The 20,721-nt window shown below is 43.3% G+C and carries 21 protein-coding genes; 15 read left to right on the forward strand and 6 right to left on the reverse strand.

The window, feature by feature from the left end; all coding sequences use genetic code 11:
* Positions 1–219: 219 nt before the first annotated feature.
* Positions 220–594 (forward strand): VOC family protein, encoded by a 375-nt coding sequence (locus V1L65_RS22255; protein ID WP_331701520.1) that lies wholly within the window; start codon positions 220–222, stop codon positions 592–594.
* 16 nt (positions 595–610) lie between these two features.
* Here the strand turns inward: V1L65_RS22255 and V1L65_RS22260 are convergent, their stop codons facing one another.
* The 5 genes from V1L65_RS22260 to V1L65_RS22280 all read right to left on the reverse strand — a co-directional run bounded on the left by V1L65_RS22260 (position 611) and on the right by V1L65_RS22280 (position 4,456).
* Positions 611–1,333, reverse strand: a complete 723-nt coding sequence (locus V1L65_RS22260) for an ABC transporter ATP-binding protein (protein WP_331701463.1) — start codon at positions 1,331–1,333, stop codon at positions 611–613.
* Entirely contained in the window at positions 1,326–2,651 is a 1,326-nt protein-coding gene (locus V1L65_RS22265; protein WP_331701464.1) for a hypothetical protein, read from the reverse strand. The genes V1L65_RS22260 and V1L65_RS22265 overlap by 8 nt, the downstream gene beginning before the upstream one ends.
* Entirely contained in the window at positions 2,651–3,421 is a 771-nt protein-coding gene (locus tag V1L65_RS22270; protein WP_331701465.1) for a hypothetical protein, read from the reverse strand. The genes V1L65_RS22265 and V1L65_RS22270 overlap by 1 nt, the downstream gene beginning before the upstream one ends.
* Before the next feature lie 51 nt (positions 3,422–3,472).
* The gene (locus V1L65_RS22275) at positions 3,473–3,847 is read right to left on the reverse strand and encodes a GntR family transcriptional regulator (protein WP_331701466.1); all 375 of its coding nucleotides are present in this window, start codon (positions 3,845–3,847) and stop codon (positions 3,473–3,475) included.
* A 135-nt stretch (positions 3,848–3,982) separates the two neighbouring features.
* Positions 3,983–4,456, reverse strand: coding sequence for a GNAT family N-acetyltransferase (locus V1L65_RS22280; RefSeq protein ID WP_331701467.1), 474 nt, complete (start codon positions 4,454–4,456; stop codon positions 3,983–3,985).
* Positions 4,457–4,636: 180 nt separating this feature from the next.
* Here V1L65_RS22280 and V1L65_RS22285 point away from each other — a divergent pair, with 180 nt between their 5' ends.
* The 5 genes from V1L65_RS22285 to V1L65_RS22305 are packed head-to-tail and all read left to right on the forward strand — an operon-like array spanning position 4,637 to position 11,161.
* Positions 4,637–5,647, forward strand: coding sequence for a LacI family DNA-binding transcriptional regulator (locus V1L65_RS22285; RefSeq protein WP_331701468.1), 1,011 nt, complete (start codon positions 4,637–4,639; stop codon positions 5,645–5,647).
* Between the two features lie 20 nt (positions 5,648–5,667).
* Positions 5,668–6,369, forward strand: a complete 702-nt coding sequence (locus V1L65_RS22290; RefSeq protein ID WP_331701469.1) for an ABC transporter ATP-binding protein — start codon at positions 5,668–5,670, stop codon at positions 6,367–6,369.
* Positions 6,350–7,363 (forward strand): efflux RND transporter periplasmic adaptor subunit, encoded by a 1,014-nt coding sequence (locus tag V1L65_RS22295; RefSeq protein ID WP_331701470.1) that lies wholly within the window; start codon positions 6,350–6,352, stop codon positions 7,361–7,363. The genes V1L65_RS22290 and V1L65_RS22295 overlap by 20 nt, the downstream gene beginning before the upstream one ends.
* A 22-nt stretch (positions 7,364–7,385) precedes the next feature.
* Positions 7,386–10,238: an ABC transporter permease gene (locus V1L65_RS22300; RefSeq protein ID WP_331701471.1), complete on the forward strand. Its 2,853-nt coding sequence runs from the start codon at positions 7,386–7,388 to the stop codon at positions 10,236–10,238.
* 32 nt (positions 10,239–10,270) lie between these two features.
* Positions 10,271–11,161 carry an ABC transporter ATP-binding protein gene (locus V1L65_RS22305; protein WP_331701472.1) on the forward strand — a complete coding sequence of 297 codons (891 nt, stop codon included), beginning with the start codon at positions 10,271–10,273 and terminating at the stop codon, positions 11,159–11,161.
* A gap of 44 nt (positions 11,162–11,205) precedes the next feature.
* Here the strand turns inward: V1L65_RS22305 and V1L65_RS22310 are convergent, their stop codons facing one another.
* Positions 11,206–11,862, reverse strand: coding sequence for an SGNH/GDSL hydrolase family protein (locus V1L65_RS22310; RefSeq protein ID WP_331701473.1), 657 nt, complete (start codon positions 11,860–11,862; stop codon positions 11,206–11,208).
* 178 nt (positions 11,863–12,040) lie between these two features.
* Here V1L65_RS22310 and V1L65_RS22315 point away from each other — a divergent pair, with 178 nt between their 5' ends.
* The 9 genes from V1L65_RS22315 to V1L65_RS22355 all read left to right on the forward strand — a co-directional run bounded on the left by V1L65_RS22315 (position 12,041) and on the right by V1L65_RS22355 (position 20,423).
* Positions 12,041–12,739, forward strand: coding sequence for a response regulator transcription factor (locus V1L65_RS22315; RefSeq protein WP_331701474.1), 699 nt, complete (start codon positions 12,041–12,043; stop codon positions 12,737–12,739).
* Between the two features lies 1 nt (position 12,740).
* Positions 12,741–14,135, forward strand: a complete 1,395-nt coding sequence (locus tag V1L65_RS22320; RefSeq protein ID WP_331701475.1) for a sensor histidine kinase — start codon at positions 12,741–12,743, stop codon at positions 14,133–14,135.
* A 69-nt stretch (positions 14,136–14,204) separates the two neighbouring features.
* Entirely contained in the window at positions 14,205–14,891 is a 687-nt protein-coding gene (locus V1L65_RS22325) for a PepSY domain-containing protein (protein ID WP_331701476.1), read from the forward strand.
* Positions 14,892–15,028: 137 nt separating this feature from the next.
* A complete protein-coding gene (locus V1L65_RS22330; RefSeq protein WP_331701477.1) occupies positions 15,029–15,817 on the forward strand; it encodes a PepSY domain-containing protein in 789 nt (262 codons plus the stop codon).
* Between the two features lie 749 nt (positions 15,818–16,566).
* Positions 16,567–17,601 carry an ABC transporter substrate-binding protein gene (locus tag V1L65_RS22335; RefSeq protein WP_331701478.1) on the forward strand — a complete coding sequence of 345 codons (1,035 nt, stop codon included), beginning with the start codon at positions 16,567–16,569 and terminating at the stop codon, positions 17,599–17,601.
* Between the two features lie 6 nt (positions 17,602–17,607).
* Positions 17,608–18,612 (forward strand): FecCD family ABC transporter permease, encoded by a 1,005-nt coding sequence (locus V1L65_RS22340; protein WP_331701479.1) that lies wholly within the window; start codon positions 17,608–17,610, stop codon positions 18,610–18,612.
* A gap of 1 nt (position 18,613) precedes the next feature.
* Positions 18,614–19,393 (forward strand): ABC transporter ATP-binding protein, encoded by a 780-nt coding sequence (locus tag V1L65_RS22345; RefSeq protein WP_331701480.1) that lies wholly within the window; start codon positions 18,614–18,616, stop codon positions 19,391–19,393.
* 52 nt (positions 19,394–19,445) lie between these two features.
* A complete protein-coding gene (locus V1L65_RS22350) occupies positions 19,446–19,952 on the forward strand; it encodes a HugZ family pyridoxamine 5'-phosphate oxidase (RefSeq protein WP_331701481.1) in 507 nt (168 codons plus the stop codon).
* A gap of 12 nt (positions 19,953–19,964) precedes the next feature.
* The gene (locus tag V1L65_RS22355; RefSeq protein ID WP_331701482.1) at positions 19,965–20,423 is read left to right on the forward strand and encodes a DinB family protein; all 459 of its coding nucleotides are present in this window, start codon (positions 19,965–19,967) and stop codon (positions 20,421–20,423) included.
* Positions 20,424–20,721: the final 298 nt, after the last annotated feature.

Below are 20,721 nucleotides of genomic sequence, written 5' to 3' on the forward strand. Positions count from 1 at the left end.
GGCATTGGTATTGGTACTGATATTGGCATTGGTATTGGCACTGATATTGGTGTTGGTATTGGCACTGATATTGGTGTTGGTATTGGTACTGATATTGGTATTGGTATCGGTGTTGGTATTGGTATTGGTATTGGTTTTATTTGGTTTTTATTGTACAATAAAACTGCGAATATGAAACCTAGTTTCATCAAGTGGAACAGGGGGCGTGCATGCGTGCATATGACTTATCACTTTTTAGGTATTGATCATGTTCAATTGGCAGCTCCGGAGGGATGCGAAACAGCGGCCCGTCATTTTTACAATGGCTTATTGGGCTGGCCTGAAATCCCAAAGCCGGAAGCTTTAAAAAAACGCGGCGGAGTCTGGTTTCAATGCGGTACGCATCAAGTTCATATCGGAATCCAAAAACAATTTGTGCCTGCTACGAAAGCTCATCCGGCATTTCAAGTGAAAAACCTAGATGAGCTTCGCAGTCATTTAATTCAAAAAAACATTCAAGTTATCGATGATGAAGCGAGGATGCTGGAAGTAGTAAAACGCTTTTATATCAACGATCCTTTTGGAAACCGAATCGAGTTTTTAGAATGGCTTTAATACAGGCACAAATTGCTCAATCAATAAACTTATTTATTCGATTTGGCTTGTAGCCAGTAATATCAGCCATCTTGTCGGCAAGCGAAATCCCTTGCTCACGCAGCTCATCCACCGTAATATCGGCCTTCACCAAACCTTGATGCAAGATGATGGCGCGGTCAATGACATTTTCGATTTCATCTACAATATGTGTCGTTAATAAAATCGTTTCCTCTTCCTTCAAGCTGGCAATCATCAGCTTCAAAAAATCGCGCCGTGTAAACATATCTTTACCGTTAAAGGGCTCATCCATAATGATGTATTCCGCATTTTTAGAAAATCCCGCACAGATTTCAAGCTTAGACCTTTGGCCGGTAGACATTGTTTTTATAACCTGATCGGGGGCCAGTTCAAAGTATTCAAGTAAATTAGCAAATCGAGCATGATTGAAGGCAGGGTAAAAATCTGAGAGAAATAAAGCGTACTGCTCAGGTGTCATATGCGGCAAATAGCTGCCTTCCTCGGTAATAAACGAAAGCTTATGATACCTCTGTTCGGGCGGTTTGCCATCGATAAGAATATGGCCATACGGATATTTAGCGCCACCAATTCCCATAATCGTTTTGAGCAGCGTCGTTTTACCGCTGCCGTTTGCTCCTACGATTGCGACGATTTCCCCTTTTTGAAAGCTCAGCTCATTAATATTCAGGCGCATGCGTGAGCCTGGATAGCGCTTTTCCACATATTTCAGCTCAATCATTTGTTTGCCTCCTTAGGTTTAAGGATTGGAAGCTGCGGTGCTCCCTTTCATCTATACTAAAAGAAGACTGGTTGAAGTTTTTCCACATAATCCGGTCATCGTTAATGTTGGTCATTAGCTCGCCCTCGTACACTAGTTTATTTTTTTCATAAACATATACAAGCAAATGGCTAATTTGACGCTGGTCGATATGTCTCATTTCTGGGGCAATAATTTCTTTTATTTCGGCCACATAGTAGAGCTTGCCCTTAATAAAGGCGGCATGCCGCTTTCCTGTATACAGGGCGTAATCCTCTTGCATTTTTTCAGTAGTATTTGAGAACGTGGTCTTATCTACAATGGTTGCGCCTTGTGATAGATCAAGCGTGATGTAGGTTTTACTTGCGATAGAATGATCGCTGCTGAATGCCAGAATAAGCTGCTGTTCTTCTTTGTTGCGGAATGCTTCATACAGCTGATTATATTTATGTTCAGAAGACGAAGCATCATTAGGATTAGGATCCATAAGATTGAAGTGTGGGACAATTGTTTTGCCGAGCTGTTTCCCATAGGCGTTGAACACCCTTAAATGCAGCTCATTGTTTTGCTCAAGTATAAGAATGAGCTTATCGTTAACAGCTTCCAGGCCAAGTACATTGATTCCTTTCTCTAGGGCAGCGCCTTGAGGCTTTAAATCGAAAGAAACAAACTGCTCAGACTCAGGATAGTCTTGCATGTAAGGCATTGTTGATTTAAACCCTAGCTTATATATGCCATTGCTGCCAGTGTACAGCTTGGAGGTCGCTAGAGTGAAAAATACATCATCACCGATTGTAGCGACTCCGTATTCTAATGGATTAGCGAAAGTCGAGTCGTAAGAGTCAGCAAGTATAGGTATATCTACTAGCGCTTCATCCCTTTGCAAAGTTTTAAAGCCTTTTAGTTTCTCCTTTGTTATCAGAAATTCCCTTTGATATGGAGAGCCGCTAACTGAAAACGCTAAATCTTGTATTCTTTGTTTGATATCTCCGTTAATGTAGCGATAAAATGTTACCATTTCTACAGAAGGATGAATTGTGGTTTTGTTCGTTACTTTTGACCCTTCCCAGCTAAAGCTCGTTTTATGATAGCCGTCGATAATTTTGCCGCTAATTTGGATACCGTTAAGAACGGAGCTGTCGCCGGTAATATGCTCTACTTGCATATAAGCGTTATTCTTCCCGGCAATTATAGATGCGCCAATTGTGATAATAAGGGTTAATGCTGCAACTAGACAGGGAAGAGCTGCATGTCTTTTTACGGAAAACAACATCTGTTTAAATGTGAAATTTCTGTTCATCAGGCTACATCTCCTTTCTTTAACAGCCATACGGTATGCCAGATAAACAGTAGGCTTAAGCAAAGCAGGATGAGACTGGGCAAAATTAATTTGTGTTCATCATAATTCATAAGCGGACTGCTTTGAATGCCAATCATGCCAATAAGCAGCGAAGGGATCACAGCAATCGGAACAAGCCGCCAGCGTTTATTGCTTTGAATAGCCAAATGGCCGTAATATATGGCTGTTATGCTGACTAGAATAATGCTTGCTGTTGATAGCAGGCCAATAAAACTGAACGGCCATATGATCCGCATAAAATCTGAACGAATGAAGGAAAGAAAAAGGCCGTTATGCATAACGAATTGCCCATCGCCATAGCTGCTAATATGCTGCTCCATCAGCTTATAACCGATAACATAAGCGACAAGCTGTGAGCTTAGCAATAACACTATGCTTATTAAAAAAGAAGATACCTTGCTGATATATAGCCATTCGCGCCTAACCGGGAGGGTTAGAAAGGTGTATATGCTTTTCCCGCCTGTATAAGGAGCCCGTAGAGAAAGTATGAAAGCGAACATAAGAACCAGATAGCTTATCATGAAAATCAGCGGCCCATTAGCAGTCGAAAACAGATGCTCATAGCGTTCATTTACGCTGTAAGGAGTGTAATTTTTCAGTTCGGATTTAATGAATATAACAGTCATAACAATTAATCCGGCGCAAACGATCAATACTTGGCGAAGCAGCTGGCCGAATTCGTAATTAAGCAAGCGGTAAAAATGCTTCATAAAATCACCTCATCATTGTATTATTCGAGTAGTACAGTATAAGCAAAAAAATTATTCCTCCCATAGCTCGCTGATCAAATCAACGACCTTTTTGAAGGATAGATTCACTTCTTTTGCAGAACCGATAAAGCTAAGTACCATCTCTTTCATCAATTCATCTTCAATGCGAGCGATGATGGAAGTATCGGTATAAATAACACTGCCCTGCGTGCTCGTCGTATGGACAAATCCTTCCTCTTCCATCAGCTTAAATGCTTTCTGAACCGTATTCGGATTAATATTGAGCTGGGTGGCAATTTCCCGTCGCGAAGCCAGCTTATCGCCAGAAACAGCTCTTCGAAGTAAAATTTGCCGCTTAACATATAGCGCCAGCTGTATGTATACAGGATCTTTGTTATTTAAAGATAGCTCATAAAAATTCAACATGCGGCTTTCACCTGCCTTATGTATTAACTGTATTATGCGAGTAGTACAGTGATTGTGTCAAGAGTAAAACGCGGATTAGAATTAGCTCCTCCGGCAGAAGATTTAACACTTTGAAGAGAGGCAAATTCCTTTCTCTTAACTTAACTGTTTCTCCATCTTATAATTGTTTAACTCGATTCCATGCCTGTAAACGGTTTGAGCAGCGATGGTTTGGAAGCCATGCCGTTCAAAAAATGGTTTGGCTGTTATGCTCGCGTCTGTCGTAATCGTTGTAATATGTAGCTGACGGGCTCTATTTTCAAGAGTACGGAAAATAGCGGAAGCTGCGCCGCGACGCTGGTAGGCTGCATGAACGTACAGTCGATCTAAATAGCCTGTTTCCGCCATATCTCCAAAACCTATGATCCGGCCGTCTGCAACCGCAACATAAGTAATATTTTGCTCTAAGGATTGCTTCCAGCCTGCCAGCTTTTCCTTCTGCTCGTCCCAATTTGCCCAAGCATTTAGCTGTTCTTCTGTATAATCAGCCTTATTAATGGTGTGAACGGTTTTGTAGAATAAATTGATAATTTCTTCAAGATCTGATTCTTGATAAGGACGAATGAGCATAGGTACACGCCTTTCAAACGATGGATGGTTTGTATTCTTATTAGAGTACTATATATTAGTTTGCTCCAGTATAAAAATAATTGCAAACGTTTCCGAAAAAGTGGTTTACAGTCGTTGCATATTTTGTGTATGATAACTTTGCAAACGTTTGCGAAAGCGAGAAAAAGGTGGGCCGTAGCTATGCAAGTCAGTATAAAAGATATTGCCAAAGCACTCGGAATTGCACCGAGCACGGTATCGCGTGCTTTGCAGGGAGCTTATGGAGTCAAGGAAGAGACAAGACTCAAAATACAACAAAAAGCAGATGAAATGGGCTATGTCGTCAATATTGGCGCTCGTGAGCTTGTGCAGAAAAAAACAAATTTAATTGGCATCATCATTTGTGATTACGAACAAGAAGCCCGCCCGCCGCTTTTTGAAACCTTTTCGGTTATGAAGAGGCAGCTAAGTTTAAGCGGCAAGGAAACCATTATTTTGTCAGCGGGCCTATTCGATTACAAAGCAGGCCAATACGAGGAAATGTGCCGTTTGCGCAGGTTGGAGGGAACGATTATTTTGGGGCCCTTCGGTCATAAGCACCCGTTAATACTGGAGGCTCAACAATCGGCGGTGCCTTCTGTCATCCTTAATGAGCCGATTGTCGGAGTGCATTGCTCCTCCATCGGAATAAATAATGAGCAGGGTGTCTATGAAGCGGTAACGTATCTTATCCGGCAGGGGCATCGCCGCATCGGCTTTGTAAATGGTTTTCCAGGTGTATACATATGCGAGCAAAGACTTGCAGGCTATAAACGAGCTTTGGCGCAAGCAGGCTTGGCGTACGAGGAGCAGTACGTGATTGACAGTGATTTTTCTGGAAAAGGCGGAGCAAAGGCGGCAGCAGCGCTTTATGAAAGAGACAAGTCGATAACAGCGATCATGTTTGCCAATGATATTATGGCGATGGGAGCAATATCGAGCTTTCATAGGAACGGGATTTATGTACCTGAAACGCTGTCCGTTATCGGTTTTGACGGGCTGTTTATTGGAGAGTTTTATAATCCCCCGCTTACGACTGTCCAAACAAAAGCACATCAATTAAGCATGCAGATCCCTGAGATGCTTATGGAGCTGATTGCCGGTGATGCAGGTGCAAGGATTTTAATTCCATGCGATTTAACTATTCGGTCAACAGTTCGCACACTTCATTAATAATCCAAGGGGGTTGCAACATGATTTCTATTTCAAGTGAGGAAGTGCTGCTGCAGGCAGTAGCTGTTTCACGAACCTACAGAAGCGGGGCTATTGAAGTAGAGGCGCTGAAAAACGCAAACCTTTCTGTAAGGCCCGGACAGCTTGTAGCTTTAAAAGGACGCTCCGGATCAGGCAAGACAACATTGCTAAACATTCTTGCAGCTTTGGATGATCCCACAAGCGGAGAGGTGTACTATAGGCAGCAAAGTATAAAGAAGCTTACAAGCACTCAGCGAGATGTTCTCAGAAGCAAGGAAATCGGACTTGTTTTTCAGTCCTTTGCGCTTGTTCCTTATATGACAGCATATGAGAATGTCGATTTTGGTTTGCGGGTGGCAGGCGTACCGGCAGCGGAACGGAAAATAGAAGCCCGTCAATCGCTTGAATTTGTTGGGCTTAAGCAGCGCATGCATCATTATCCGCAGGAACTGTCGGGCGGGGAGCAGCAGCGGGTAGCTATCGCACGTGCTATTGCGCATAAGCCAAAGCTCTTGCTCGCAGATGAACCTACTGCAGAGCTTGATACGCGGATGGGCATTCAGGTGATGAATGTGTTCAAGCAGCTCGCACATAAGGAAGGTTTAGGCATTATTTTAACGACGCATGACCCTAATATGATGGATATTGTCGATGTTGTATACGAATTGGAGGATGGTTCTATTGTTAACCACGCTTCATAAAGGATTGGCGATACTTGGTTTAAGCCTGCTGCTGTCCGCCTGTTCATTATTGCCCAAGGAAGAAGAGGCACTGATTCCCCCGCTGGTGAAGCCGGCAGCTGTCAGCTCCACGACAGTACCAGCTAAAAAAGATAAATTGGTTAAGGCAGTGACCGGAAGCGCAGTGTTTGAGTCTAATCTGGTCGTTCATCAATATTTTCCAGAGTATGGAGGAAGATTGGATGAGCTCTATGTAAAAGCTGGCGATGCTGTGAAAAAAGGTGATATTTTGCTGCAATTAAAGACGGAGGGTTTGGATATTGAACTGCTGCAAAAACAAGTGAATGCAGAGAGAAAAAAGCTGGCGCTTGATGAGGCGAAGAGCACATCGCAAGCAAGGCTAATTAAGATAGCCGAGTTGGATCTGAAAATAGCAACGATGGAATTGGAAAAGATAGAAGAGCAAATGAGCGGCAAGCAGCTGTTGGCGGAAAAAGACGGCATTGTTACTTATGTTACCGATTTGGCTGTCGGTGAAGCGACAGTGCCTTATTCCCATGCAGTTACAATAGCTGATCCTGCTCATATGAATTTGACGCTAAGCTCATTAAGCACTGAAGCTGTCAAGGATGTGAAGGAAGGAATGAAAGTAAGCGTTACCTTTGAGTCGCAGCAATTGGAGGGAAAGGTTGTGCAAACACCTTCTTCAGCCCCATATACGGATGACGTTATGCTCAAGGAAAAATATACAAGAAATGTTTATATCGCTATGGATAAGCTTCCAGAACAAGCCAAGCTTGGCAGTCTTGCTAATGTAGAAATTATTACCGCACAGCGTGAAAATACAATTATTATCCCTGCCGCTGCCCTGCATCGCAATTTTGGGCGCACCTATGTGCAGGTGCTTGACGGCGAGAGACGCAGAGAGGTTGATGTGCAAGTTGGCCTGGAGACGGCTTCCTCTGCTGAAATATTGGAAGGGCTGGAGGAAGGGCAAGAAATTATCATCCGATAAGGTTTTGGGAGGCACAATATAGATGGCCATTATAACGATGCTGTTTAGAAAAATGGTGAAAAATCGATGGCTTGCCATTAGCATGCTTGTCGGCATGATTTTATGCACCTCATTAGCCAGCTGTATTCCAATATATAAGGATGCCATACTTGAACGTATGCTTGTAAAGGAAATGGAGCAGCAATATAAGCAGTCAGGCATATACCCAAGCAGCCTGGTTGCGGTCGCTAATCCAGCTTTTCATCCTGGCAATGTAGAGAAGCAGACAGCTTTTATAGCACAGTTTGACCATTATTGGAATGATATGATGGTTAAGTACAATCAGTTTTCTTTTATTGAATATATAAAAATCCGAGATACAGCGCCGCTGGCATTCCGATTTGCGGATACTGCAGCAGCACCTAATACTAAGCACAAAATAACTTTAAATATGCGCTCGAATATTGAGGAGCATGTTCGGCTGCTGGATGGCAGACTGCCTGCTTCTGAAGTTGTAAATGGCGTATACGAAGCGCTTGTAACGGATAGTACGCTGGTCCAGCTTAAAACTGTACTTGGGCAAGAAATAATAGTGGATACTCCGCCTGCAGCCGAGCCGCTGCGAATGAAAATAGTTGGCGTTATTGCCGAGCAAAATTTGAATGACATTTATTGGAATCACTCGAACCTGACACGATACAATGGAGCCTTTTTCTTGAATGAACAGGTATTTCAGCAGCAAATCATTGAAAAGGGAATGGTGCCTGTCCATTCGTTGGCGTGGTTTGGCGCGGTCGATTATTATGCATTAAGCAGCAAGAAAACAGCGGACTTTACTTCTATGAAGCAAGATATGGAAACCTACTATAAGAGCAAATACGCTTCAGCGTATGTACAGCAGCCGGCGCAAGATATTCTCAAGCAATATAGCAGCTATGAAACTCGGCTGAATGCGTTATTATGGATGCTGAACATTCCTTTATATGTTCTTATTATATTTTATATGTATATGGTATCGACACTGCTTATTGATATGCAAAAAAGCGAAATTGCATTGCTGCGCAGCCGCGGTGCTAGCCGTCTGGCCATAACGATGCTTTATGCTGTCGAATTTCTGCTGCTTGCTTTGGTTGCCTTTATTGCAGGACCGATGCTCGGCAAAATGTTTACTGCTGTTTTAGGCTCCAGCGATAGTTTTCTTGGCTTTGTACAAAGGACTGCTTTAAATACAAAAATTAGTCTAGAGAGTTATATATACGCATTAATTGCAGCATTAGGCGCGGTTATTATTCATCTGCTGCCGGTTATTTTCGCCACAAGGTTTTCGATCGTAGAGGAAAAAAGAAACAATGCTCGTCAGGAAAGAAAGCCGTTTTGGGAAAGATTCGGACTGGATTTCCTTATTATAGCTGTTTCATTATATGGCTTGTATAGTTATCGCAACAAACTGAGAGAGCTTGCGGAGCTTGGCCTGGACAGCCAGGAGCTATCTTCCGATCCGCTGTTATTTGTAGTGCCTTCGTTATTTATTCTTGGAGCCGGACTTTTATTTCTCAGGCTGTATCCGCTTCTGATTAAAGGGCTGTATTTGCTCGGAAAGAGCATTTGGTCTCCCGCACTATATGCATCATTTTTATTAGTAGGACGACGCAGCAAGCATTATCATATGCTGATGATTTTTTTAATTCTGACGATTGGTACGGGAATCTATAATGCGAGTGCCGCAAGAACGTTGAATCAAAATACCGAGGATCAAATATGGTATCGCAGCGGAAGCGATATCGTGCTTCGTCAATACTGGATCAATGATGCCGGAGCAGGCGGGCAGGATAGCAAGCCTGGAGCCGAGAATGCAAATCAAAAGGTGAATTATAAAGAGCCGGATTATGACGTATTTAACTTTATGCCTGGCGTAGAGCAAGCGGCCCGTGTTTTTAAGCAGGATAAGGTTTCTTTTTCGGGCGCAAATGGCAACGGAATGACACAGCTGATCGGCATCGACACTTATGAGTTTGGGCATGCGGCATGGATGAAGGAAGGACTGCTGCCTTATCACTTCAATGAATACTTAAATCTGATTGCAGGCAATCGCAGCGCTGTTTTAGTGTCGAGCTCCATGGCCGAGCAATTCGAATTAAAACCAGGTGATACGCTATCTATTTCCTACTCTGGAAGCAGATCAATACCAGTAACCGTATACGGCGTTATTCCTTATTTTCCAAGCTTTAATCCGAACCCGGCTCCCGTAGAAGGAGGCAAGCAGACTTTCGTTCCTAATTTAATAGTAGGTCATCTGGAAATGCTCCAAGACGAAGCGGGCCTTCAGCCATATGATGTATGGCTCAGCATGGAGTCGAGTGAAGCAAGAATCGCTTTCTATGAGGAGCTTGAAGCAAGAAGGATACCGCTGGAATCATTAACGGATACCTATGAGGCTATTTACAGCAGTCGCAATGACCCATTCCGAATGGCTATGAATGGCGTGCTAAGCTTAAGTTTTATTTTGTCTTTAATGGTTACTGCGATCGGATTTTTATTGTTCTGGATGTTTTCGCTAAAAGCAAGAGTACTGCAAATCGGTGTATTTCGGGCGATGGGTATTTCCTTCCGTTCACTTGTGTCGATGCTTGGCGTTGAGCAGCTTCTAACAACAGGCTCCGCTCTACTTCTTGCACTATTAAGCGGGATGCTTGCCAGTCTTCTCTTTGTTCCCTTGTTTCAACTATCCTTCGATCCTTCGCAGATCGTCCCTCCTTTTAAAGTGGTGACGGAGTCCGGGGATACTTGGCATTTATTATTGGCGACGTTCGGAATGCTTATTATCGTGCTGCTTATTTTAATTGGAATGCTGCGCCGCATCAAGGTTCATCAAGCCGTCAAGCTAGGGGAAGATTAAGGTGCTTATGCTATGTTGAAAGGGGGGAGCCTATGATTCTGTGCGAAAATTTAGTGAAAATATATAAAACCGCTTCTCTTGAAGTCGTTGCTTTACAGGGGCTTGATCTCCAGATTGAGCAGGGCGAACTGGTGGCCATTATTGGTAATTCCGGCAGTGGAAAATCGACACTGCTCAATATGCTCGGCGGTTTGACGCAGCCATCTGCAGGCAAGCTGTTTGTAGATGGCAAGGACATGTCCAAGTTTACGGAAAAGGAAATGACACGCTATAAAAAAGAAACGGTCGGATTCGTATGGCAAAATAAAGCAAGAAATTTAATACCTTACTTAAGCGCTCGTGAAAATGTAGAAATTCCAATGCTGCTGACAGGCAAACGTAAAAAAGAACGTGCCCTTGAGCTGCTTGCGGCTGTAGGTTTGCAGCATCGCAGCAATAACCGCTTGAATCAATTGTCAGGAGGCGAGCAGCAGCGGGTTGCTATAGCGATTGCCCTTGCCAATGAACCCAAGCTTTTGCTGGCAGATGAGCCTACAGGTGCTGTAGATACAAAAACAGCCAAGCAAATTATGGAGCTGTTCGAAAAACTAAACTCAGAGCTTGGATTAACGATCGTGATCGTCACACATGATCAACAGCTTGCCAAGCAGGTGAACCGAGTTGTCGCCATTCGCGATGGCCGTGTATCTTCAGAGCTGATTAGGCGCAAATCGTATGCTGAGGAGCTATTAGAACTGGAGAAGGAGCAAGATAAGCAGCACACGCTTGAAGTTGACTCTCATGAGGAATATGCGATTATGGATCAAGCTGGACGGTTGCAGCTGCCTGATCATTATATGGAAGCTGCTCAGCTTAAGGGGAAGAAAAAAGCAAAGCTTATATTAGATCAGGGCAAAATTATTGTACAGTCACCTGATCAATAAAAAATAGACCGAAAACAAACTTGTTTTCGGTCTATTTGCGTAATCTATTGCTTATTCCACTCAAAGCCGACATGATTCAAAAACGCTTTGGCAAGCACCATATGTCCAGTGTAGGAAGGATGAACGCGATCCCAGGCCAGCGCAGCAGCGTAACGGTGTTCAAGCACCTTGTCGAAGGCAGCCTGTGTGTCGACAAAAATAGCGCCATGCTCCTCCGCGACAGACTTGACGATCGCACTGTATGTATCCATTTTGCTGCGCATTTTATCCTGACGGTTTTCTTCTAAATAGAAAGGTGACATTAAGACTAGCCCTGTGACAAGCGGCTTGGTTTCCTGTACAAGCTTGCGCAATGTAGCTGCATATTCCTCTTCGTAAACATGACACTCAGGAATTAATGGAGTGTCGAATTGCCGCCATACATCATTAATGCCGATTTTGATGGCGAGCCAGTCCGGCTTTTGTTCAATAACGTCCTGCTGCCAGCGGCTATTTAAATCACGCACTGTATTTCCGCTGATGCCTTTGTTAACAATACGAATATTGAGCTCTGGATAGGTTGCTTGTATAAGTGCATCAACAAGTGCAACATAACCATTGCCAAGCGCTCCGCCACGGCCTTCGCCAATCGGCTGGCTGCGGCCGCAATCTGTTATGGAGTCCCCAATAAATAATAGCTTTTGATTCTGAGAAAATAGCATGTTTATTATATCCCCTCTCTATTAAAAGCAAATGTCACTTCAATATTTTACAGCAAATTAGTATAAAATCAATGAAATAACGTGCGGTCACAGTCAATAAACCTATTAAGTTTTTTTCATGCTAAAGTTTGAATTGTGCTAATATTAAAGGAATGCTTAAAGCGAAAGGAGCAGTTTTGTGGACTATTCATTATTAGTAGTGGAAGACGAGGAGAAAATTGCAAGACTGTTGGAGATTGAACTTGAAATAGAAGGTTATAAGGTCAAATGCTGCTCTAACGGTCTGCAGGCACTGGAAGAATTTCGAGCTGCCAAGTGGGATTTAGTGCTGCTTGATATAATGCTTCCAGAGATGAGCGGAATTGAGCTGTTAAGGCGTATTCGGGCTAATGATTCTGCAACGCCGGTTATTTTGCTTACAGCAAAAGATTCAGTAGAGGATAAAGTGTCGGGCCTGGATTATGGCGCGAATGATTATATTACAAAGCCGTTTCAGATTGAAGAGCTGCTGGCGCGAATACGTGCTGCATTAAGGCTCAGAGCTGCTGCGGTGCCAGCAGACAGCGATACGGAAGAGTGGCTTCAGGCTGCCGACCTAAAAGTAAATGAAAAAACGCGCGAGGTCATTCGCGGGGGCGAAGCGATCGAGCTTACGCCTAGAGAATTCGATTTGCTCGTATATTTGCTGAAAAATAAACGTCAGGTGCTTGGGCGCGAGCAAATATTGGAAGCCGTATGGGGTTATGATTATTATGGAGAAACGAATGTAGTTGATGTATATATTCGCTATATTCGTAAAAAAATTGACAGTGGCAAGCAGCCTGAGCTTATCCAGACGGTTCGCGGAGTCGGATATGTGATAAAGGAAACGAGCTAGAATGAGACTAAAAAGCAAAATTCATTTGTATACGTCCATTTTGTTTGCTGTGCTGATCATATTGATGAATATTTCGATTTATTTGCTCTTTAATCATTTCTCTTTGAAAAGTGAAATAGGTCAAGTGGAGACGAATGCTGCCTCCATTGCTCAAGGCATTCAATCAAGCTCTTCTTCAATCCCGTTGACTGATTTGCTGCGCGCATATGTCCCTGTTGACGGTAAGCTGCAAATCGTATCGCAAAGCAATACTCGCTATCCGCCGATTACATCGTCTTCTCAATCTAAGCTAAGCAAAAGGGAAGCTGTCTATTATGCCCAGAAAAAAACGCAAATCGTGAAATTCGGGAATGAAAGTTACGTTCTCGTATCGATTCCGGTTATTTGGAGTAATGGCGAGGTTGTCAACATTCAAATTACGGAAAGCTTGCGTGAAACGATGAGCAATTTGCAGTCTTTGCGCTTTGTGTTAGTAGCTGTTACTCTAATTGCTTTAATACCTGTGGTTATGTCCGGACGGTTGCTGGGCAAGCTGATTATGCAGCCCATACGCACGTTGACAACTACGATGCGCGATATTCAGAAAAGCGGTGAATTCAAGCAGCTGCCTCTCGATCGAAGCTCCAAGGATGAGCTAGTCGAGATGGGGGAGACTTTTAACAGGATGATTGAGCTTTTGCAAAGCAACTTTGCCAATCAGGAAAGCTTTGTTGCCAATGCTTCTCATGAGCTGCGTACGCCTTTGACTGTCATCGAAAGTTATGCAAGCTTACTGAAGCGCAAAGGGCTGGAACGCCAGGATCTGTTTCAGGAATCGATCGAGGCGATTCATTCAGAGGCGATAAGAATGAGGGAAATGACCGAGCAGCTGCTGCTGCTGGCGAGAAATAAAGAGCAATGGCTAATTAATAAGGAGCAGCTTGACGCAGCTGAGCTTGCATCTGCCAGCGCCAGCGCTTTTCAAAGCGCTTATCATCGCGATGTCCATGTGGAGGGCGAAGCGCCGCTTTTTGTACATTCAGACAGACAGCTTCTGAAGCAGTTATTGTTTATTTTTCTTGATAATGCTTATAAATACAGTAAGGAACCTATTACAATCACCTTGGGCATTGCCAATCATGCAATGAAATCAGATAAGACTGCAAAAACAAGCCCATCAGCTAAAAAGGCATGGATTCGAATAACAGACCGCGGCGTAGGCATACCGAAGACAGAATTATCCAAAGTGTTTGAACGATTTTACCGAGTCGATAAAGCAAGAAGCAGGCAAAACGGAGGCTTGGGACTAGGATTGTCGCTAGCCAGAGAAATTAGTGAAGCAATAGGAGCAAGGATTGAAATGGACAGCCTGGAGAACGTTGGCACAACAGTAACAATTATGTTGAATCAAGAATAGCATTCGCGCTGTTTTCTCATCAAATTCTCATGTTGATCCGTTATAATGGTGAGCTAAGAGGTGACGAATTTGAATAAACGATGGAGATGGATTGCCACTACCGGCATATTTGCCGCGGCCATTTTTATATTGCTGCTAGCCTTCAAGCCTTGGGAAGGACAAGCCAGGGTGTTAACGGAGGATGCAGTAAAAAGAAATTTGCTTGCGCAATATCCAGGGAAAATAAATGAATCCCTAAAGAAGGGCAGCTTGTATAGAATGGAGCTGGAAACAAATCACGGAATCTATGAGGTAGAGTTAAACGCCCACGATGGAGAAATAGTAGCACTGCATCAACTAAAAGCTTACACGCCGCAGCCGACAAAACCTACAGCGGTGCCAACAGCCACTCCAAAGCCGACTGAGGCTGTTACAACGAGCCCAACTGATACAGGAGCAACTGCAACTCCTTCGCCTACTGCAAAGCCTACCGCCAGTCCTAATAAACCAACACCTTCTCCTTCTGTCAAACCTAGCAGCAAGCCTTCTAATAATGGAAAGCTGCTGGGCGAGAAAAAGGCTGGCAAGCTGGCAGCCGCACATGTCAAGGGCAAAGTAAAGGATGTCGATTTTAAAAGGTCGAAGAATGGCAGCTCGTATTATCTTGTCGAAGTAGATGTGAAAAAACGCGGTGATGCAGTTGTGCAAGTAAATGCCATCTCAGGAGCGATCATGTCGGTCGTTTGGGAGGATGAGGACGATGATGATGATGATTAATCGTTTTTATCCAAATCAAGCATTGTCTTAATTAACGCACTTCTAATCATTTTTTAATGTTTTTCACGCACTCCTCTCATTTCTGCAGTTTAAAGTAAAGCTATACCGACAAAAGGAAAAAGGAGAGCGACTTTAATATGAAGATGAACATTCGAGCAAAAGTATTAGCATTATCTGCAGCCATTATAGCAGCTGGCGCAATAGGAATAGGAGTATCCTCTTCAAATGCAGCAGAAAATAGCACGAGCAAGACAAATACGCAAAAAATTGGTATTGAACGTGCCAATCAGATTGCGCTTGAGGCTGTGCCAGGCAAAATTAAAAGCGTAGAGCTGGAGAAAGAAAATGGAAAAACGTACTATGATTATGAAATCATTAAAGATAATAAAGAATACGATGTGCATATCGATGCGTATAGCGGACAAACGCTAAAGGTGAAAATTGATGATGATGCTATGGAACAAAAGCAGCAAGGTACAGTAGCAAACGGCAATAAGCCGGTAACGAGCCCATCAAGCAAGCCGTCGAGCACACCTGCAGCCACGCCGGCGCCAACCAGCAAACCATCAAGCACACCAGCAGCAACAACTGCTCCAACAAGCCAGCCAGCTCAAAAGCAAATGATTACAGTTGAAAAAGCAGCAGAATTGGCAGCAAAGCATGTAGAAGGAACCGTTAAAAAAATTAAGCTGGAAAAAGAGGATGGCAAGCGGATCTATGAGGTTAAGCTGAAGTCCAGCCACGGCAAGGTTGAAGTGGAAATCGATGCTTATACAGGCGAAATACTAGAAGTTGATTACGATAATTATAAAGAATATTATAAAGAACAAAATAAATATAAAAATAAAAATCCAAAAAGAGATTTCAATAACAAGAAAGACAAGGACGAAGACGACGACGATGATGATGACGATGATCGCGACTAATATGCAACGTCGTGCTTAAAAAAGAAAGCTGTGCCGCACATAGTGTGGCGCAGCTTTTTTTAAATATAAGCGTTTATAAGTTTTGAGCACACGAAGAAGAATGGACAATCCCTCATGGGCAGGATGTCCACTGTCGGAGCATTGGGTTCAACAAAGTAACAAAGCTAAATACATTTTATACATCTAGTTTCATTGAAAACTCGAATTTTGCAAATGCTCCAAACTAAATGTAGTTTTTAGTTTTTAGTTTTTAGTTTTTAGTTTTTAGTTTTTCAGGCTGTTGAAAAAGTACTTTGGAAACTCTAACGAATCCTAGGAGGGTGTCGATTAATTGTGGGCAACTATTAAAAAGCAATAAGAAAGGGGAAACGGAGAGCAAGAATGGGAATGGAGAAGCGTCAGCGTCCGCCTTTGTAGGCCAATTTTATCCTTAACAGGGTTTATTTATTAGAAAAATTGGAATACAACAGCGGTCGGAATCCTAATCTTGATCGCAGTGGCACCCCTTTTTATTGCTTGTTGCCCTATCCACAATTAATCGACATGAAATTTCTAAAAACTAAGTACAGGAAAAAATAAGCGAATATGACTTAAAAATGATCATAAAATAGGGAGAGCACGAATCGGGAAATAGTTCAAGACCAAAGCAACAGACGAAAAATATGGATTGACAAACGATAATGATTATCATTATACTGTTTTTGATAATCATTATCAAAGAAACATATACATATTTGGAGGGATTGGTTTTGAGAAAGGGTCTATTGGCATTATTTATTATATTTACATTGGTGCTGTCAGCATGCTCCTCTAATAGCAAGGAAGGGGGAGCTAATAAGCCGACGGAATCTCCCAATGCACAACAAGAGCAAAACAATGGAGAAGCGGATAAAGATAAAGAAAAAGACAAAGAAAATCAAGGAACTGACACTGGTCAGACATTCGATGATGGCGTCGATGAAGCCAAGCTGAAGGAGACGCTGGACCAATTCCCGGCAGCTGCAGTGGAGCGAGTAGTCACAACATCTGTACCTATTACTGAAATGCTGCATGTACTAGGCGTAACGCCAGTTGGCGTACCTACTTCAACGAATCCGATCCCAGCGGCATTCGATCAAGTGGAGCGTATCGGCTCCCCTATGCAGCCTGACCTAGAGGTTGTTACAGCACTGCAGCCTCAGCTGCTTATCGGTGCAGAATCGCTGCGCAGCACGCTTGAGAAAAACTTGGAAGGCATTAAGCTCGAAAGAGCATATATGCGCACAGAATCTTTTGATGATCTAAAGCTAAGCTTTAAAGCGCTCGGCACTTATTTCAACAAACAAGAAGAAATGAACGCAGTTCTAAAATCCATCTCCGATAAGGAAGCAGAGCTTGAGAAAAAAGCTGAAGGCAAGCAGCTGCCAACAGTTATGCTTATTATCGGCACCTCGGATTCCTTTATGGTGATGAGTGAGAAATCTTATCTTGGCAGCCTTGTGAATAAGCTTGGCGCAGATAATATTGCGACTTCTGTTCTTAAAGTGTCAGATACTTATTCTCCAATCAATATGGAAAATGTCGTTGCGGCTGACCCGGATATTATTCTAGTGCTGGCATCCGGCGACCATGGCGCTACGGAAGATAAGTTCCAGAAGGAAGTTGAGAAGAACGAAATCTGGACGAAGCTGTCCGCGTATCAAAATAAAAAAGTCCATATTTTAGATTACAGCATGTTTGGGGTAACATCGATCAGCAATGTTGAGAAGGCCCTAACCAAAATATCGGAGTATTTCTATCAATAATTGAAGGTGAGTGCAGTGCAAGTAGTTACGAAATCGAAAGGCTGGAGCATTATACTTGTAACGGCTTTGCTTGTATTCATCGCAGCAGTTATTGCGATTGGATTAGGCAGTGTTACCGTACCGGTCCCTGAAATTATAAAAACGATATTCGGCATTACGACGGAGTCTGTTCATCGAACGATTATTTTGGATATTCGATTGCCCCGTGTTCTGCTCGCTATTATTATCGGTGCTAATATCGCAATTTCAGGCGCATTGTTGCAAGCTGTCATGGGCAACCCGCTGGCAGACCCGGGTCTTACAGGGGTAACGAGCGGAGCCGCCTCGATGGTTCTGCTGATTATGCTGGCAGCTCCGCAATTTGTAGATCTTATTCCTATCGCAGCGTTTGTAGGCGGCATTATAGCCGCGGGAATCGTATATGCACTGGCTTGGCGCAAGACGGGCATATCTCCTATAACGATTATTTTGTCCGGTGTTGCAGTTAATGCGATGTGCGGCGGTCTAATTGGATTTCTCTCCATTATGTACAGTGACAGATTGCCCTCTGCCGTGCAATGGATGAATGGGAGTCTTGCTGCTAAAGGCAACCACACGCTTTATATGGTTTTACCTTATGCTGTTGCAGGCTGGATTCTATCGATTTTTGCAATACGCAAAGCAAATATTATAAAGCTTGGCGATCAAGTAGCATCCAATCTGGGGGAGAACGTTAATCGCATTCGCATTCTGTTATCGCTGCTCGCCGTTTTTCTGGCAGCTATTTCTGTAGCAGCTATTGGCATGATTGGCTTTGTAGGTTTAATCGTACCGCATATGGCCAGAATATTAGTCGGCTCCAACTACAAATTTATGCTGCCGATGAGCATGGTGCTTGGCGCGCTTGTACTGCTGATTGCCGACACAGGAGGAAGAACGATATTTGCTCCGCTTGATATTCCTTCGGGGATATTAATGGCGGCAATTGGGGCGCCTTACTTTTTATATTTAATGCGCAGGAGGTCATTCTAACATGTTTACTGTTGATTCCATTTCGATACGATATGAAAAAAAATGTGTCATCAACAATTTTTCGTTTTCTGTGAAAAAGGGCGAGATTGTATCGATTATTGGACCAAACGGCTCTGGCAAGTCCACTCTGCTGAAGGCAATGAATCGCATGCTGCCTTGCGATGCGGGAAGAGTAGTTTTGGAAGGTAAAAATATGAAGGAAATGAACGCCAAGGAAGTTGCGCGCGTCATGTGCATGCTAAGCCAGAAAAACCAGGCACCCGGCGATATGTCTGTTGCAGATTTAGTGTCATATGGGAGATTCCCTCATAAAAAATGGTATGAGAAGCTTAATAAAGAGGATATGGACATTGTAGATTGGGCGCTTGAAAAAACCTCGTTGACGGAATACCGAGACAGGCCAGTCGGCGCATTGTCAGGCGGGGAATCACAGCGGGCATGGATTGCCATGGCGCTTGCTCAGCGTCCAAAAATCTTGCTTTTGGATGAACCGACAACCTATTTGGATATTTCGCATCAGCATGAAGTATTAGAGCTCGTCCGTGAGCTCAACCGCGATATGGGGATGACGGTTGTCATGGTGCTGCATGATTTGAATCAAGCGTCTTATTATAGCGACCGGATTATCGTTGTGCAGGGCGGACGCAACTGCATGTGCGGAACGCCGAAGCAGGTCATGACCTCCGCGATGATTCGTGATGTATACCGTATGGATGCCGACATTCAATATTTGGGGAAGGAAGCATCGCCGCGGATTCATTTGTTAAGCACAGCGAAGTAGCTGATGAATGGAGATTAAATTAGTTCGGCAAAGAATGAAGGGGGAAGAAACATTGAAAAAACCGGTTGATATTGAGAAACAGCGCAGCAATTATGAGCAATTTTTGAAATCACGCAAACAGGTTATACTATCATTGATAGACGAGGAGGGCAGGCCATTTACTAGTTACGCGCCATTCGTAATGAAGGACGGCAAGTTCTATATTTACATAAGCAAAATTGCTGATCATTATAGCTTGATGGAAAAAAATGAATTTGCAGATGCATTTTTTATTGCGGATGAAGCTGAGACGCCGAACAAATTCGCTGCTGAACGGGCTCGCTGGCGCTGTACTTCTGCTAATATTGGCAATGAAGGACATGATGATATTTTCGATTTATTTAATGAATCATTTGGAGAAAAGATGATGGATGTATTGCGCGGGCTGGATTTCTCCTTGTTTGAGCTGACACCGATTAAAGGACGTTATGTAGTCGGCTTTGGGCTGGCGTTTGATTTGGATGTGGAGTCAGGCGGCTTCCATCATGTTGTCATTGATAAAAAAAATGATAATCAGTAAGGAGCGATTAGCTTGAGTTTTGAAACGGTGCTGCCCATTTGGGAGTCAATTCAACAACGATTTTACAAGCTGGTAAAAGCGATTCCAGAAAATGACTTAACGCTTAGGCTTGATTCAGTTTCTATTATTTCACTTGTCCGGCATACGGCTGAGGCGGAATTTATTTTTATGGAGTGGTTTTTTGGCAAAAGTATTCCGGAAGGCATGAAAGAGCGAATGAGCGGCAAACCCGATCCCGCGAATGCCGGCAAGGAATGTTTGGAAGAATTATTGGAGCTGCTGAGCGCCTCAAATCGCAATGTTATCGAAGCGATGCGCAGCTTGCCTCAGGAATCATGGCATAAGCTGGTTGAGTCGCCAATGGGCACATCCACGCCTCTCGAAGCGATCGGACGCCTTATGTATCATACAGGCATTCATGCCGGTCAAATATCACTTATTCAAAAAACTGCGAAAAGCGCGCATCAGTAAAATTAATAATTGTTTGTTGCCCTAGCCCTTTAGCTGCTTAGATGCAGTTAAGGGGCTTTTTTGAAATATAAGAAAGTATAAGTTTTTGTAACCTTATATCTGTTCTTATATTTCATCGGTAAACGCGCCTGTCCAAAGGACGGCGGAGCCGTTTATCCTTGGTTGATTAGGACAAGCAAAGCTGCAAATGGCGGATAGTGTGAAGGGTAATGCTACCAATGTATATGATGTGAAAAGCAAGACTACCTAAGTATATGGTCAGTCGTTCCGTTATTTTGATGAAAAGGCTAGTTTAGCC

The sequence above is a fragment of the Paenibacillus sp. IITD108 genome (assembly GCF_036541265.1).
Lineage (GTDB): Bacteria > Bacillota > Bacilli > Paenibacillales > Paenibacillaceae > Pristimantibacillus.

Excerpts from the sequence above, each read along its gene's own strand:
- V1L65_RS22305 (WP_331701472.1), top strand. The coding sequence starts at position 10,271 with ATGATTCTGTGCGAAAATTTAGTGAAAATATATAAAACCGCTTCTCTT.
- V1L65_RS22330 (WP_331701477.1), top strand. The coding sequence starts at position 15,029 with ATGAAGATGAACATTCGAGCAAAAGTATTAGCATTATCTGCAGCCATT.
- V1L65_RS22265 (WP_331701464.1), bottom strand. The coding sequence starts at position 2,651 with ATGAACAGAAATTTCACATTTAAACAGATGTTGTTTTCCGTAAAAAGA.
- V1L65_RS22260 (WP_331701463.1), bottom strand. The coding sequence starts at position 1,333 with ATGATTGAGCTGAAATATGTGGAAAAGCGCTATCCAGGCTCACGCATG.
- V1L65_RS22320 (WP_331701475.1), top strand. The coding sequence starts at position 12,741 with ATGAGACTAAAAAGCAAAATTCATTTGTATACGTCCATTTTGTTTGCT.
- V1L65_RS22310 (WP_331701473.1), bottom strand. The coding sequence starts at position 11,862 with ATGCTATTTTCTCAGAATCAAAAGCTATTATTTATTGGGGACTCCATA.
- V1L65_RS22280 (WP_331701467.1), bottom strand. The coding sequence starts at position 4,456 with ATGCTCATTCGTCCTTATCAAGAATCAGATCTTGAAGAAATTATCAAT.
- V1L65_RS22290 (WP_331701469.1), top strand. The coding sequence starts at position 5,668 with ATGATTTCTATTTCAAGTGAGGAAGTGCTGCTGCAGGCAGTAGCTGTT.
- V1L65_RS22270 (WP_331701465.1), bottom strand. The coding sequence starts at position 3,421 with ATGAAGCATTTTTACCGCTTGCTTAATTACGAATTCGGCCAGCTGCTT.
- V1L65_RS22300 (WP_331701471.1), top strand. The coding sequence starts at position 7,386 with ATGGCCATTATAACGATGCTGTTTAGAAAAATGGTGAAAAATCGATGG.
- V1L65_RS22345 (WP_331701480.1), top strand. The coding sequence starts at position 18,614 with ATGTTTACTGTTGATTCCATTTCGATACGATATGAAAAAAAATGTGTC.
- V1L65_RS22255 (WP_331701520.1), top strand. The coding sequence starts at position 220 with ATGACTTATCACTTTTTAGGTATTGATCATGTTCAATTGGCAGCTCCG.
- V1L65_RS22285 (WP_331701468.1), top strand. The coding sequence starts at position 4,637 with ATGCAAGTCAGTATAAAAGATATTGCCAAAGCACTCGGAATTGCACCG.
- V1L65_RS22275 (WP_331701466.1), bottom strand. The coding sequence starts at position 3,847 with ATGTTGAATTTTTATGAGCTATCTTTAAATAACAAAGATCCTGTATAC.